Genomic DNA, 16148 nt, shown 5'->3' with positions numbered 1-16148 from the left:
AATGACGAAAATAATTCTTTCTGGCGTCACAGCATATATTTCCACGAGTATTGATTATTTAGTTATCTTGATGATTGTATTTGGACGACTTAAAAAATCAAAAGCGTTTACGTATGTTTATTTAGGTGATATTTTAGGAACCACAATTTTAGTATGCACGGCATTAACTGTTAGTCTTGTGCTTGGATTGATACCAGAACCATGGATACTAGGTTTGTTGGGCTTTATTCCAATTATAATGGGGATTATGGTGCTCGTTACAGATGAGGATGATGGCGAAGGATCGGTTGATCGCCAACTACATGTGAATGGAAAGACAAGAATTATTATCGATGTCGCGACAATAACTGTTATTACATGTGGTGCTGACAATATTGGTATTTATGTACCATTTTTTGTCACATTAACAACTAATCAGTTGATTGTTGTTTTAATTACATTTTTCTTTATGATGACTTTATTTTGTATCATGGGTTATTTCTTTGGGAAAATCCCCTTGATTGCTAAAGCCTTTGATAAATATGGTCGTTGGATTACAGCGGCGGTATATATCCTCCTAGGTTTATCTATTGTATATGAAAATGGGACTTTTGCTAAATTAATTTCATTTCTTTAAACTAAATTATGAAAAAAGACTAAAAATATTAACATTTCTTAGATAAACTAATTATTATAATCGAATAAGACCGTTCAAAGTTAGAAAAAATTCAATTTGATAGTTAAGTTGAAAATGGAAGAGGGATAATATGAAATTATTAATGGTAGAGGATAACAAGGCAGTTTCTGAGATGATGTCGATGTTTTTTCAAAAAGAAAAGTGGGATGTTCAATACGCTTATGATGGTAATGACGCTGTCGCAATGTTCAATGAGGATCCTGATAGTTGGGATATTATTACACTTGATTTAAATTTACCTGGGATGGATGGCATGCAAGTGAGTGCTACTATTCGAAAAGTTTCAGCTAATGTGCCGATTATCATTTTAACGGCTCGTGATACTGAAAGTGATCAAGTCCTTGGGCTAGAAATGGGCGCAGATGACTATGTAACAAAACCATTCAGTCCAATTACGCTAATTGCTAGAATTAAAGCTCTGCACCGTCGCGCAGAAAAGCCTAGTGTTGGGACTGATGATGAAAAAGATGACGAAAATAGTCATTTTGATATCGAAACGGCTCATTTTAAATTAAGTACAGCTCGTCGAGAAGCGTATTTACAGGATATTTTAATTGATGATTTAACACCAAAGGAATTCGATTTATTAAAGACATTAGCGAATAAGCCTAAACAAGTTTTCTCTCGTGAAAAATTGTTAGAATTAGTTTGGGATTATGAGTTTTTCGGTGATGAGCGAACGGTCGATGCCCATATTAAAAAGTTACGTCAAAAAATTGAAAAAGTGGGTCCTCAAGTGATTCAAACAGTTTGGGGTGTTGGTTATAAATTTGATGATTCGGGAGTTGGTCGCTAATGAAGTTACTTTACCAACAGATGTTGGCTTTCTTTGCCGTTATTATCACATTGGTTATTGTATTTGGTGTCCTATTTTTAAATTTTACAAGTGACATGGTTTATAAGAATACCTGGACTCAATTGGAAGGCTATTCAGATAGTTTAATGTCGGAATCAATGGCTTTAAAAACAATTGGGTCAAAAACCCAATTTAATCTAAATTTAAATAATTTACGAAATGCAGAATCAATTTTAAAAACGCAGAATGTCCGGTTTACTATTTATACAAAGAAATCTAAAATTATCTATCCTGCTAATGCGGTACAAGCTAATATAACAGCTGAACAGTGGGCAAAGTTGGAAAAAGGTGAGGTGGTTCATCGTACGCCACACACGAATAGACAGTTGAAAACAGATATTAAAGCAATTAGCATGACAGATATTTTGAAACCTTATTTCTATGATGGTAAGTTATATGCGGTCATATCGGTTGGCTCTAATGTGTCAAATATTCGAGCAAATATGAGTCAAATGACCCGAAACTTGGTTATCGCTTTTATTGTTTCTGTGATTGCTGGAATTATTTTAAGCTATCTTTTAGCGAGATATTCTATTTCTCGAATCAATCGTTTAAGACGAGCAACTAAAATGGTTGCTGATGGCAATTTTGATGTTCATATTGAAAGTGGACATCGTGATGAAATTGATGATTTGGCCCAAGATTTTGATGGCATGGTTTCGTCACTTCAAGAGTCTGAAAAAGAAATTAAGCGTCAAGAAGACCGGCGTAGACAGTTCATGGCGGATGCTGCTCATGAGATGAGAACGCCTTTAACAACCATCAATGGGTTGCTTGAAGGATTAGCATATGACGCAATTCCTGAAGAAAGTAAAGGGAAGAGTATTGAATTAATGCAAAGTGAAACCAAACGTTTAATTCGGTTGGTTAACGAGAATTTAGATTATGAAAAAATTCGCTCAAATCAAATAACACTTGCGCCAAGTCATTTTGATGCAGTTGTGGTTCTTAATAATATTGTTGAACAATTGACGAAAAAAGCGGTAGCCGCACATGATCAGATTGAATTAAATGTTCCCAAAACGGTCATGGTTTTTGCAGATTATGATCGATTTGTTCAAATTATTTTCAATATCACGCAAAATGCCATTCAATTTACTGAGTCGGGGACGATTCATATTTCAGCTGAACGTGGGTATCACGAAAGTATTTTCAGAATAACTGATTCGGGTATTGGTATGACAGAAGATCAGTTGAAGAATATTTGGGAACGTTACTATAAAGCTGATCCTTCTCGTAAAAATACGAAATATGGAGAATCTGGACTAGGCTTATCAATTGTGCATCAATTAATGGAACTTCATCATGGAAAAGTTGAAGTGACAAGTATTGAAGGCAAAGGAACGACATTTACGCTGACATTTCCAGATCAAGAATTTTAATTAAAAAATAATTACGGAATGATTTCTGTATTAAAGCATAAATTATCCTTTTTTATTTTATAATTGAATGATGTAATTAATTGAAGATGAGTTAATTGTTATTTTATTCTTAGCTAATTTTAATTTTTAATTATTAAAAAGGCTTATTTTCAGGGTATTTATAATCATATTACAAAATTGTTATGCTAAGATGACAAGGCTAAATGTTAAATTCTAAAAAAAAGATATATAATGTTATAACGAATTCAATAAGGAGTGATAACTAACTATGGGTCAAAAGTGGCATGATTTAAAAGAAAATGATTTTTTTATATTTATTGTTCGAACCGCCTTTTATTTTATCGTATTGGCGATGTTAGTTTATCTCTATTCATATAGAGGAATAAATAATGGTACTTTTATTTACAATGAATTTTAGAGGGGAGCTAAAAAATTGATAAAGAACGTCATTAAAAAAATTGATATGATCGCAATGTCTGATCCTGATCGTGTGGTATATAACAATTTAGGTGAGACAAACACGTATCAACAATTAAAAGAAAAATCTGATGCATTAGCGCTACATATTATTCATTTAAACTTAGATAAAAAATCGCCAATTATGGTGTACGGTAACCAAAAATTCAATATGTTAGTTGCTTTTCTGGGTAGTGTCAAAGCCGGCCATGCGTATATTCCAATTGATTCGCATTCACCTGCTGAACGTTTGGAATCAATTCAAAAAATTGCGAAACCAGTTGCTTGTATAGCAGTAGCGGAGTTACCTGAAGTTAAGCTCAATCTACCTGTAATTTTGCCAGCTGAATTAGCTGAAATTACTGAAAATGTTCAAGGGGTTGAAATACCTAATCCAAGAAATCAGGTATCTGGTGAGGAAACTTTTTATATTATATTCACGTCAGGTACAACTGGACAGCCAAAAGGGGTTCAAATTAGTCATAATAATTTGATAAGTTACGTGAACTGGATGATAACTGATTTTTCATTACCAGAACAGCCCAATAGTTTATCTCAAGCGCCATACTCGTTTGATTTATCAGTGATGGATGTGTATCCAACGTTGGTAATGGGAGGAAAGTTATCCGTCTTACCTCAAGAGGTTACGGATAACTTTAAGGCACTATTTCAAACGTTACCTACATTAGATTTACAAGTTTGGGTTTCGACACCCTCATTTATGGATATTTGTTTATTAGAGCCAACTTTTGATGCTGATCATTTGCCAGACCTTAGCCGCTTTTTGTTTTGTGGGGAAGAATTGACGCATAAGACAGCTGCAGCACTGAAACAGAGATTTCCAGAGGCAAAAATATTTAATTTGTACGGACCAACGGAGACAACGGTTGCGGTTTCAAGTATTGAGATAACAAATGAAATTTTGGCAGAATATCCACGATTGCCAATTGGTTATTCAAAAACGGATACGGAAATGGTCGTCGTTAATTCAGAAAATGAAATAGTTACAAATGGAGACGAGGGCGAGTTGATTATTGCTGGACCTGGTGTTTCAAAAGGATATCTCAATAATCCTGAGAAAACGGCTAGTGCCTTCTTTAAAATGGATGGCAAGGCTGCATATCGAACAGGGGATGCAGTAGTTAAATCTGCTGAGGGGTTACTTTTATATCGAGGTAGAATCGATTTTCAAGTTAAACTGCATGGCTACCGAATTGAATTAGAAGAAGTTGACCATTATGTGTCTTCGCATATGTTTGTGAAGCAAGCCATTACTATTCCAAAATATAATAAGGATCATAAGGTCTCGCAACTAATTGCTTATATTGTACAAAAAGAGCATCCTTTTCAACGGGATACCGAATTGACAGCAGCAATTAAAAAGGATTTAATGGATAAAATGATGTCATATATGATTCCACAAAGGTTTGTCTATGTTGATACGCTACCGTTAACTCAAAATGGAAAAATTGATCGGAAAAAATTGATAAATGAGGTAAATGCCTAATGGTTTCATTTCAACCTTATGTCAATCCAATGTACTTTTTATATCTGATAATTTTTTTCATGCCAATTATTGTTGGTTTACTTTACGGAAAGCGATTCAGAGTTTATGAAACGCTTGTCTCGTTAGTATTTATCTTTTTAATTTTTGGTGGTCCAAAGTTTCAAGAAGGATTTCATTTAGTTTTGTATGTTATTTTTGAAATTTTAATAATTTGGTTATACATGTCCTATCGTAAAAAGTATAATCAAACTTGGGTCTTTATTGTAGCGGTTCTTTTGGCGATAGCACCGTTATCAATCGTCAAGATTACACCAGCAGTTAATGATGGAATTCCTTCAATATTGGGATTCTTAGGGATTAGTTACCTGACATTTAAAGTTGTTCAAATGATTATGGAATCACGTGATGGGAGTATCAAGACATTTAATTTGATGCTAACCTTACAATTCTTATTATTCTTTCCAACAATTTCATCGGGTCCAATTGATCGATATAGAAGATTCGTCAAGGATTATCAAAGTGTTCCGAGTCGAGAAAAGTATCTAGAAATGCTACAAAAAGGTGTTTATTACATTTTTCTAGGATTTCTATATAAATTTCTATTAGCATACTTTTTTGGAACAATATTATTACCACATGTTGCACATATGGCGTTAATAGATGGTGGTATATCGTGGGCACTTGTTGGCTATATGTACACGTACAGTATGGATTTGTTTTTTGATTTTGCCGGATATAGTTTATTCGCGGTTGGTATCAGTTACTTTATGGGAATTGAAACACCAATGAACTTTAATAGACCCTTTATTTCACACAACATTAAAGATTTTTGGAATCGTTGGCATATGACATTGTCATTTTGGTTCCGTGATTATGTTTACATGAGATTAGTTTTTTTCATGATGAAACATAAATTAATTAAAAATCAGATAAAGACGGCAGCCGTTGGCTATTTTGCTTTGTTCTTGCTTATGGGATTTTGGCATGGTGTCACATGGTATTACATCGTATACGGTTTATTTCACGCGATTGCCATTATTATCAATGATACTTGGCTAAGATTTAAGAAGAAGCATAAAGCCAGTATTCCAAGTAATAAAGCAACTGAAATTCTAGCAATCGTGATTACGTTTAATGTCGTTTGTTTTAGTTTTTTAATCTTTTCAGGATTTTTAGATAAACTGTTTTTTTCATAAATGAATAATAAAAGGAGAATGGATATGAATACAAAAGAAAAAGTTTTAGAGATTTTAGAAAATGTAACAAATAGTGATGAGGTAAAAAATAATTTAGATTTAAACATTTTTGACGAGGGCTTATTAGATTCAATGGGCTCAATTCAATTAATTTTGGAATTACAAGACGGATTAGGGATTAATGTGCCAATTTCTGAGTTCGAACGTTCTGAATGGGCAACACCAAATCTAATTATTGAAAAAGTAGAAAGTATGATCTAGATGGGATTTAAGAAGAAATTATTCATGATTATTGGGCCTGTTATTGTGGCAATTATTTTATTACTTGTCATTTTACTTGCACCAGTCAAATATAGTTTCAGTTCTGCAAAAACTGAAGGAAAAGCGGCAATCTCTCAATCTAATAAGGTTTTAAAAGGTTCTGCTATTCGACAGGAAGCGTTGGAAGATGGTTACGTGGCATTTATTGGGTCATCAGAATTTTCTCGAATGGATTCAATGCATCCCTCTGTCCTAGCTCAAAAATATAAACGGTCATATCGGCCATTTTTAATGGGTACAGGTGGAACGCAATCACTTACGCATTACTTTGATTTACAAGGTATAAAGGGTCAATTAAAGAATAAAAAAGCGGTCTTCGTGGTATCACCACAATGGTTTGTGCCAGGCGGTGTCAAAAAAGGGGTATTTAACAATTTTTACTCGCCATTACAAACAACAGAGTGGTTATTATCTGCAAATGCGAATAGTCAGACAGACCGTTACGCAGCTGGTAGGTTTATCGATTTGATGTCTGGTGAGGGTAATGAGGCTGTGTTGAAAGCAATGCATAAGATTGCTAACGGTCATCCTTTATCTGAATTTGATGCCAGTCAGTTTCGTATCAAATTAACAATGTTACAGCATGAAGATCAACTATTTTCGGGGCACCCAATGATGAACCGATTACCGATTATTAATAAGCAAGTTAAAAACCTTCCAGCTAAATATGATTTGAATGCATTAAATGTTCTTGCGGGGCAATTTGGCGCCAAAGCAACGACTGATAATGATTTTGCAATCAAAAATAGTTACTGGAAACGTCATTTGAATAAAACAGTTGGTAAATTGGCGAATAAGCAAGTTAACTTGAATTATAATCGTTCAGTAGAATTTTCAGATTTTCAATTAGTTTTAAATCAGTTTGCTAAGCAGCATACGGATGTCTTATTTATTATCCCACCTGTTAATAAACGGTGGTCAAATTATACGGGATTGTCAACAGAGATGCTGGCTAATTATGATAGTAAAATTACACATCAATTAAAATCTCAAGGTTTTAACCGAATTGCTGATTTCAGCCAACGTGGTAATGAAAAATACTTCATGGAAGATACCATTCATTTGGGCTGGAAAGGCTGGGTTGCTGTTGATAGTTATGTGAACCCATTCTTAACGCAAAAGCAGGCTAAGCCAAAGTATCATTTAAGTAATGAGTATTATTCAGATGCTTGGCAACAAAAATTAAATTAGTGATAAAATGAGGTCTTATTGTGTAATGCAATAGGGCCTTATTTTTTTATAGATGATGAGGCAATACTAGTTATTTTAAATAATAAGTATGATTATTGTGTGAAATTGGCTAGAATAAAAAAATAAACATTGCTGAAAAATAAATTTCAGTAATGTTTATTTTTTATTTTGAACTTGAACTACTCGTGGTTGAGCTAGAAATAGCGGAACTTGATGAAGAACTTGACGATGCTTTTAATTCAGGAGCATCCGTTTTATATAAATCTGTCGTTGATTTATTGCCATTTTTTGAATAGAGGCTTGTCGAGTTCTTTTTAAGGCTTTCTTGCAACTTTAATAATTTGCTATATTGATTCTTATAATTATAGGCACTTGGTTGGACCGGTTTAAAATTCTTAGGTGTGTAATAACGTAACAGATTTTGATTATTAACAGTATCTGATAAACTTAATTCGGTACTGACCTGTGATTGGTCTTTTGTAATTGTTTTTTCAACAGCTGCAGACGGATGAGTGACTTCTTTACCAGTAGCATTGTCATAGATATTTGAATCTAAAACGGTATAGTCAGGGGTAATGAAGTTTTCATTTCTGAAGGCAACGGTTTGATCATGATTTTTAGAGAATAAATCAGTCCCAAATTGAACATAGGATGATGAATCGATACCTAACAAATGAAGCAGCGTAGGCAAGACGTCAACTTCGCCACCATATTGTTTTTGAACACCACCGTTTTTTGTTCCAGGAATATGGAGCATGAATGGCACACGCTGTAATTGCGTATTATCAAATGAGCTCCATGTTTCGGATGATTTACCCAGAAGTTGTGCTAGTTTTACATTTCTTGAATCTGAAATACCATAATGATCACCGTAAAGGACAATCATTGAGTTATCGTACAAACCAGATTTTTTTAAATACGTGAAAAGTTCTTTAACAGATTCATCTAAATAATGAGCTGTTTGGAAGTAATTATTAACGGATGTATCACCTGTATTTGGAACTTCAAAGTCTTTATTTTGCGCATCAATACCAAATGGAAAATGATTTGAAACGGTAATGAATTTAGCATAGAATGGTTGTTGTAATTTTTCTAAATATTTAACGGAATCATTGAATAATAATTTATCTTTCAAGCCATATTCAAGTGTATTGTTTGCAGAAGTATCATAATAACTTGAATCAAAGAAGTATTGATAACCCATACTCTTGTAAACTGAATCTCTATTCCAAAATGAACCGGTGTTACCATGGAATACCGCACTAGAATAGCCGGAAGTTTGATTTAAGATGGCTGGAGCTGCTTCAAAAGTATTTTCAGATCCAAGCGATGTGAAAACTGATCCTTGAGCTAAGCCGTAAACACTTGTTTCTAAGAGATTTTCAGCGTCGGAAGTCTTACCTTGTCCGACTTGATTGAAAAAGTTGGGAAAACTGTAGGTTTCTTTGCCGTTATAAAGCGAGTTTAAGAAAGGCGTTACTTCTTTACCATTTACTTTAAAGTTGATTAAGAACTGTTGGAAACTTTCTAAATGAATGACAATGACATTTTTACCTTTTGCAATGCCGTACATACTTGGATTTGGCGCCGCATAATGTGATTTTGTGAAATCAAGCACATCATTTAAATCATAACTTTCAGCAGTATCACGAACACGATTATTTTTAACTGTTTTAAAACTATCGTAAACTGTATAGGAGTCAATTCCTAGATACTTAACGATATAATTACGATCAAATGTTCTTGTAATTAATTGCGGACGATCAATTTCACCCAGAGTTAACGTTGCTAATGTTAGCATAATTGAGAATGATGTAATTGCAAAAGCGTGAGTCTTTTTAAAAGGTTGCGGACTGAATTTTAAAAAACGAGTTAAAAATAAAAGAATAATCAAGGCTAAATCAATAATGTAAAAAATATCATGTGGTTTCATTAGGGCAAAGGAACTACCACTAATGCCTTCAGAAACTTTGGAATAGCCTAACATAGTGTTAATTGTCATAAAATCAGTGAATTCTCGATAGTAGATGATATTGAAAAATAATAATGCTGAGTTTGCGATATAAATAAGAAACATGACTAGATATGAAATGACTGGCTTTTTTATGTATAGTGCGAGCCCAAGTAGTAACATTGTCGTTCCAATGGGATTTAATAAGAGAATAAAATATTGATAAATTCCTGAAACACCTAGTTTAAAATCAACTAGGTATGCAGTGATTGTTTTCAACCAAAAAAGAAATAAGAGTAAGGTGAAAAAGCCAAGCTTTGTATTGAGAAATGTTCTGAATCGTTTGAGTGTTTGCACGGTTTGAACCGTCCTTTCAAGTATGATCATGCTAAAGTCGTCATTCTAGTTTACAGGTTATAGTAAATTTGTGTCAATCTATGTCACAGCTTATTAATGCATTTTTAAGTTATTAAATTTTCATGAAAATTAAGGTGTGTATTAAAAAAAGGTGCTTTTATTTGTTAAAATTGTGGAAAGAGAATGGAAAGTGGGGCTGAGATAATGCTATTTTTATCAAAATTATATGAATTTGTATTACAGCATTACTCACAAGGGATTAATCACTTCCCATTAATTCATCTTATCTTTCTTAGTGTTGATAAAACTATTTTTTATTTAATCGTCTATCTCGTTATCCGAACAGGTATAGGATTCTATCAAAGGAAGAAGATAAGTTTTAAAATAGAATTTGTGAGATTCTTATTAGCGGCATACCTCATTTTATTAATTGAATTAACAGTCTTTAGACATGTCTATTTTCCTTGGGATATCAGACTAAGTACCAACTATAATTTTCAAATGATTAACTGGAAACCATTAATTGAAACAATTAAATTGACAAATGGACAATCTTCGTTCGATTTCGTGTATAATCTATATGGTAACATTCTTTGGTTTGTTCCGTTAGGAATTATTTTACCCAGATTAAAGCAGTTCAAAAAGCATTCTCTAGTAAAAACAATGTTGGTGGGTATTGGTTTGTCAATCAGCATTGAATGTGGACAGTTTATACTAGGATCCGGAATTAGTGATATAGACGACGTGATTTTTAACTCGTTTGGCACATTAATAGGCTGTGGGCTATATCTTATCTTAAATCGAATATTAACTAAGAAAAAAATATTAAAAAATAAAAGGAGTGCTAGTCATTGAGAAAAGTAGAAATTATTTCACATGCAGCAAAAAAGTTTAAAAATGGGTATCCATTAATTGATAAAGAAGATTTACAAACAACACGTGATTTTAAAGAAGGGGAATGGGTTGCCTTAACATTACATAATCAATTTGTTGCTTATGGTTACTTTGCCGAACAAAATCGTGGGGATGGCTGGATTTTTTCACGAAATGAAGAAGCACGTATAGATGAGGACTTTTTCTCGAAATTATTTAATAATGCCAGAATGAACCGTAAGTCATTATTTACTAATAAAGATACAAATGCTTTCCGCTTTTTTAATGGTGAAGGAGAAGGTATTGGTGGATTAACAATTGATTACTACGATGATTACTATGTATTTACATGGTACAGTTTAGGTCTTTATCAACACAAAGATATGATTTATAGCGCATTTTCTGATGCCGTTACAAGTTACAAAGGTATTTATGCTAATCTTCGTTATGATACAAAAGGCGAACCTTCAACCTTTAAAGTCCGCGGAAAAGATGCGCCTACACCACTTATCGTTAAAGAAAATGGGCTTCAATTTGCCGCATATCTTAATGAAGCAACGACAGGTTTATTCTTAGAACAACGTGAAATGCGTAAAGCAATCATGAACAAGTACGCTGAAGGAAAATTGGTTTTTAATGGCTTTAGTAATACAGGTGCCACATCAGTTGCTGCGTCAGTCGGTGGTGCGCTTAAAACAGTTAGTGTTGATGTTTCTCATAAAAATATCGACCGGACAAAAGAACAATTTGCACTAAATAACATTGATCCTGAAAAGCAAGAAATTCGTGGAATGGATGTCTTCGGATATTTAGATTATGCGAAGAAACATCATATTATTTATGATTTGGTTATTTTGGATCCACCAAGTTTTGTTCGTTCAAAGAAAAGAACATTCTCAGTTCAAAAGGATTATGTCCAACTTGCTGAAGATGCCATTGATATTACACAAAAAGATGGTGTCATTATGTTCTCAACAAATGCAGCAGGGCTAAGCATTAAAAAATTAAAAGAACAAATTACGGAAGCATTCGCAAACAAGAATCGTTCGTTCACGTTACTTGAAACATTCCGATTATCGAGTGATTTTGTGACGAATAAAGAATACCGTCAAGGTAATTATTTAAAAACATTAGTCATTAAAGTTGATTAATCAAAAAGCAATCTTATTATTTATGAATAAGATTGCTTTTTTTGTGCATAAAATAAAAATAAATTAATAAAGGAAAATGCTTGTTTTTAAACGTTCTTGCGCGGTTTTGATGAGGTTCGCATGTAACCCGTTTCAAATGTTGTTACGGCAATCATTAAATTTTTGATTTTAGGGTTGTAAATGCGGTTACTTTACTGCTAAAATAGTTAAATCGCGAAAAAGAATAATGAGAGAGAATAGAGGATTGAATTAATTATGATTATCTTAATGGCATTAATCCCTGCAATTGCATGGGGGAGTATTGGACTTATAAGTGGAAAACTTGGTGGAACTGCCAACCAACAAACAGTTGGTATGACATGGGGTGCCTTAATTTTTGGAATTGCCATTTATGGCATTTATCAACCAGAAATGAGCGGTAAAGTTTGGATTATTGGTATTATTTCAGGTTTATTCTGGAGTTTAGGTCAAAACCAACAATTTCATGCGATGAAAGCAATTGGTATTTCAAAAGCTGTTCCTGTTTCAACTGGGTTGCAGTTAGCAGGTAATGCTTTAGCAGGTGTCATTTTATTCAGTGAATGGAAGACAACTCAAATGGTTATTATTGGAACAATTGCAATGATCGTTATTATTGCAGGTGCTGCTTTGACATCATTAAGAGACAAAAAAAGTTCAGTTTTGTCTGACTCACATAAAGCTGAAAACACAGCTGCAGGAGTACGTGCTATCGCCTTGTCTACAGTAGGGTATGTCGGCTATACAATTGTTGTTCATTACGCAACAGTTAATATGGCAGCTGCTGAATCAAGAGCATTCACAATGGCAACAATTTTGCCACAGGCAGTTGGTATGGTTATCGGTGCTGGATTCTACGCACTTCTTGCACATGAAGTTATTATGAAATCGGCAACATTTAAAAATATTTTAACAGGACTTATTTGGGGCGCTGGTAACATCTTTATGTTCTTATCAATTCCTAGATTAGGTCAAGCGGTTAGTTTCTCATTTTCTCAAATGGGTATTGTTATCTCAACATTTGGTAGCATCTACTTGTTAGGTGAAAAGAAAACCAGTCGTGAAATGGTCTATGTGACACTTGGATCAATTCTTGTTATTGTTGGTGTTATTATGTTAGGAATTATGAAAACTTTATAAAATAGTAAAGGGGAGCTAGCCAATGGATTTAAGAAAAAAGGAATTTGCGGCAACTAATAATGTCAGTAAATTGAAACGAACTCTTAAAACCAGTGACCTTATTCTCTTAGGCTTGGGTGCAATTGTTGGTACGGGGATTTTCGTTGTTACGGGAACTGCTGCCAGTCAAGAGGCCGGCCCTGCTCTTATTTTGTCGTTTGTTATTGCTGCAGTTGCAGTGATAATGAACGGCTTTTCTTATGCAGAATTTTCATCGAGAATACCGGTTTCTGGTGGTTCATATAATTATGTTTATGTTATTTTTGGCGAATTTATCGCTTGGTTCGTCAGTTGGTTTACTATTTGCGAATATATTTTAGCTGGCGCGTCTGTAGCTTCGGGCTGGTCAGCGTATATGCAAGGCTTCTTGATGGGTCTTAATATTCAGCTGCCAGTTGCGCTGAGTGCTTCATATAATGCCTCAAAAGGGTCGTATGTTGACATTATCGCTGTTGTAATTACGCTATTAGTTACGTGGTTGACAACATTTGAAGCTAAAAAAGCGTTGCGCTTAAGTAAAGTTATGGTATTTGTGAAGTTTGCAATTATTATTTTGTTTGTCGTGGTAGGGGTCTTTTATATCAAGCCAGGTAACTGGCAGCCATTTATGCCATTTGGTACGAGCGGTGTTATGAGTGGGGCTGCACTGGTGTTCTTTGCCTTCTTAGGTTTTGAATCAATCGCAATGGCCTCAGATGAGGTGGTTGATCCGCAAAAGACAATCCCAAAGGGAATCATTGGTGCAATTAGTATTTCAGCTATTTTTTATATTATTGTAACGTTAGTGCTGACGGGGATTGTCCCTTATACACAATTAAATGTGAGCGATCCGGTTGCATTTGCGATGCGTTTTGTTAATCAAAGCCTTATTGGGAATGTTATCTCTGTTGGTGCCATAATGACGCTTTTAAGCGTTTTGATTTCTTTGGCGTATGGTTTATCGAGGATGCTTTATTCGGAGGCTAGAGACGGTTTATTGCCCAAATACCTAACAAAAATTAGCAAGAAAACGAATGCACCTAAATCAGCATCATGGACGGTTGGCATCTTAATCGCAATTGCCAGTGGGTTGATGTCTATCGAGAGTTTGGCTAAATTAACCAATATCGTGACATTGTCGGTACTTGTTATTTTAGCTTTAGCTTTAATTAGTTTAAGAAAACAATTTGGTCAACCAAGTAAAGGTCAATTTAGAGTGCCTTTTGTACCGTTATTACCTATTTTATCTATTATTATTTCAATTTATCTGATGATTCAGTTACCACTTAATATTTGGATTGCCTTCTTAATTTGGATTATTTTAGGGCTAATTGCCTACTATGGTTATGGCTATTCACATAGTAAGCAAAAAAAATAATCAATTTTGTAATTAAAGTTCCGTTTAACTGTTATATTTTCTAGTAAGTATTGTATAATGTAAGTTGTTAAATAAAGAATATGAGGGAGATAATTAAAATGGCACATATTTCATTCGATAGTTCTAACTTATCAAAATTCGTTCAAGACAATGAACTTGGCGAAATGCAAGCTCTTGTTACTGCAGCAGATAGTGAATTACGCAACGGTACAGGCGCAGGTAGTGACTTCCGTGGATTCTTAGATTTACCTAAGGACTATGATAAAGAAGAATTTGCTCGTATTAAAACAGCAGCTAAAAAAATTCAATCTAATTCAGAAGTTTTAGTCGTTATTGGTATTGGTGGTTCATATTTAGGTGCTCGCGCAGCTATTGAATTCTTAAACCATACATTCTATAACTTATTACCAGCTGAAAAAAGAAATGCACCCCAAATCTTATTCGCTGGAAACTCAATCAGTCCTTCATACGTGCATGATTTAGTTGATTTGATTGGCGACCGTGATTTCTCAGTTAATATTATTTCAAAATCTGGGACAACAACAGAACCATCAATTGCTTTCCGTGTATTCAAAGAAAAATTGATTGCAAAATACGGTAAAGAAGAAGCTAACTCACGTATCTATGCAACAACTGATCGTAAAGTTGGGGCTTTAAAAGTTGAAGCTGACGCTGAAGGCTACGAAGCATTCGTTATCCCTGATGACGTTGGTGGCCGTTTCTCAGTTCTTACTGCTGTTGGTTTATTACCAATTGCTGCTTCAGGTGCTGATATTGATGCCTTGATGCAAGGTGCTGAAGACGCTCGTGTTGAATACTCAAATGCTGATTTAACAAAAAATGAAGCTTATCAATATGCAGCTTTACGTAACATTTTATACCGTAAAGGCTACACAACTGAAATTCTAGAAAATTACGAACCAAGTTTACAATATTTCTCAGAATGGTGGAAACAATTGATGGGCGAATCTGAAGGTAAAGATCAAAAGGGTATTTACCCATCTTCAGCTAACTTCTCAACTGATTTACATTCATTAGGTCAATATATTCAAGAAGGCCGTCGTAATTTGATGGAAACTGTTATCAACGTGGGAACTCCCGTTAATGATACTGCTATTCCTGAAGAAGAAGGCGATCTTGATGGCTTAGGTTACTTAGAAGGCAAGACAATGGACTTTGTTAATACAAAGGCATTCCAAGGTGTTGTTATGGCTCATACTGATGGTAATGTTCCTAATATGATTTTGAACATTCCTACACAAGATGCTTACACATTAGGTTACACGATCTACTTCTTTGAAGCAGCTGTTGCTGTATCTGGTTACTTGAACGGTATTAACCCATTCAACCAACCAGGTGTTGAAGCATACAAGAAGAACATGTTTGCATTATTAGGCAAACCTGGCTTCGAAGATCTTTCAAAAGAATTAAACGCACGTCTTTAAGATAAATTGCCTAAATTTTTAGGTTCTTCGTCAACTGTTGTTGGTGGATAATATTATGAAGGTTCTAATCATTTTAGGTTCTTCGTCAACTGTTGTTGGTGAATGATATTATGAAGGTTCTAATCACTTAGTGATTAGGCCTTTTTTTGTATGAATCTTAAGGGTATAAAATATTCTGATGCGAAATCTATAAAAGTTTCTAAAACCAAAACTAACGCGTTTAATGACCTTT

General features: G+C 34.2%; 14 protein-coding genes. 13 read left to right on the top strand and 1 reads right to left on the bottom strand.

The window, feature by feature from the left end; genetic code table 11:
* Position 1: 1 nt before the first annotated feature.
* The 8 genes from ACVQ8P_RS00740 to dltD all read left to right on the top strand — a co-directional run bounded on the left by ACVQ8P_RS00740 (position 2) and on the right by dltD (position 7585).
* Positions 2-616 carry a cadmium resistance transporter gene (locus tag ACVQ8P_RS00740; protein ID WP_462296937.1) on the top strand — a complete coding sequence of 205 codons (615 nt, stop codon included), beginning with the start codon at positions 2-4 and terminating at the stop codon, positions 614-616.
* A gap of 130 nt (positions 617-746) precedes the next feature.
* Positions 747-1472 carry a winged helix-turn-helix domain-containing protein gene (locus tag ACVQ8P_RS00735; protein ID WP_462296936.1) on the top strand — a complete coding sequence of 242 codons (726 nt, stop codon included), beginning with the start codon at positions 747-749 and terminating at the stop codon, positions 1470-1472.
* A complete protein-coding gene (locus ACVQ8P_RS00730; RefSeq protein WP_462296935.1) occupies positions 1472-2914 on the top strand; it encodes a sensor histidine kinase in 1443 nt (480 codons plus the stop codon). The genes ACVQ8P_RS00735 and ACVQ8P_RS00730 overlap by 1 nt, the downstream gene beginning before the upstream one ends.
* 268 nt (positions 2915-3182) lie before the next feature.
* Entirely contained in the window at positions 3183-3332 is a 150-nt protein-coding gene (locus ACVQ8P_RS00725) for a teichoic acid D-Ala incorporation-associated protein DltX (RefSeq protein WP_462296934.1), read from the top strand.
* A 15-nt stretch (positions 3333-3347) separates the two neighbouring features.
* Positions 3348-4877, top strand: coding sequence for a D-alanine--poly(phosphoribitol) ligase subunit DltA (dltA, locus tag ACVQ8P_RS00720; RefSeq protein WP_462296933.1), 1530 nt, complete (start codon positions 3348-3350; stop codon positions 4875-4877).
* Entirely contained in the window at positions 4877-6073 is a 1197-nt protein-coding gene (gene dltB / locus ACVQ8P_RS00715; protein ID WP_462296932.1) for a D-alanyl-lipoteichoic acid biosynthesis protein DltB, read from the top strand. Before dltA ends, dltB begins: the two co-directional genes overlap by 1 nt.
* Positions 6074-6097: 24 nt before the next feature.
* Positions 6098-6334, top strand: coding sequence for a D-alanine--poly(phosphoribitol) ligase subunit DltC (gene dltC / locus ACVQ8P_RS00710; protein WP_462296931.1), 237 nt, complete (start codon positions 6098-6100; stop codon positions 6332-6334).
* Positions 6335-7585 (top strand): D-alanyl-lipoteichoic acid biosynthesis protein DltD, encoded by a 1251-nt coding sequence (dltD, locus tag ACVQ8P_RS00705; protein ID WP_462296930.1) that lies wholly within the window; start codon positions 6335-6337, stop codon positions 7583-7585. It begins immediately after the preceding gene.
* A gap of 163 nt (positions 7586-7748) precedes the next feature.
* On the opposite strand, the gene ACVQ8P_RS00700 is transcribed toward dltD, so the two are convergent.
* Positions 7749-9923 (bottom strand): LTA synthase family protein, encoded by a 2175-nt coding sequence (locus tag ACVQ8P_RS00700; protein WP_462296929.1) that lies wholly within the window; start codon positions 9921-9923, stop codon positions 7749-7751.
* A gap of 153 nt (positions 9924-10076) precedes the next feature.
* Between ACVQ8P_RS00700 and ACVQ8P_RS00695 the strand changes: the two genes are divergently transcribed.
* The 5 genes from ACVQ8P_RS00695 to ACVQ8P_RS00675 all read left to right on the top strand — a co-directional run bounded on the left by ACVQ8P_RS00695 (position 10077) and on the right by ACVQ8P_RS00675 (position 15916).
* Positions 10077-10748: a VanZ family protein gene (locus tag ACVQ8P_RS00695; protein WP_462296928.1), complete on the top strand. Its 672-nt coding sequence runs from the start codon at positions 10077-10079 to the stop codon at positions 10746-10748.
* Positions 10745-11917, top strand: coding sequence for a class I SAM-dependent rRNA methyltransferase (locus ACVQ8P_RS00690; protein WP_462296927.1), 1173 nt, complete (start codon positions 10745-10747; stop codon positions 11915-11917). The genes ACVQ8P_RS00695 and ACVQ8P_RS00690 overlap by 4 nt, the downstream gene beginning before the upstream one ends.
* A gap of 255 nt (positions 11918-12172) precedes the next feature.
* Positions 12173-13075: a GRP family sugar transporter gene (locus ACVQ8P_RS00685; protein ID WP_462296926.1), complete on the top strand. Its 903-nt coding sequence runs from the start codon at positions 12173-12175 to the stop codon at positions 13073-13075.
* Between the two features lie 22 nt (positions 13076-13097).
* Positions 13098-14471: an APC family permease gene (locus ACVQ8P_RS00680; RefSeq protein WP_462296925.1), complete on the top strand. Its 1374-nt coding sequence runs from the start codon at positions 13098-13100 to the stop codon at positions 14469-14471.
* Between the two features lie 98 nt (positions 14472-14569).
* On the top strand, positions 14570-15916 hold the full coding sequence (locus ACVQ8P_RS00675) for a glucose-6-phosphate isomerase (RefSeq protein WP_462296924.1): 1347 nt from the start codon (positions 14570-14572) through the stop codon (positions 15914-15916).
* Positions 15917-16148 lie beyond the last annotated feature (232 nt).

The sequence above is a fragment of the Dellaglioa sp. BT-FLS60 genome (genome assembly GCF_054941065.1).
The sequence above is the reverse complement of the archived record's forward strand: the minus strand, read 5'-3'. Positions and strand labels throughout refer to the sequence as shown.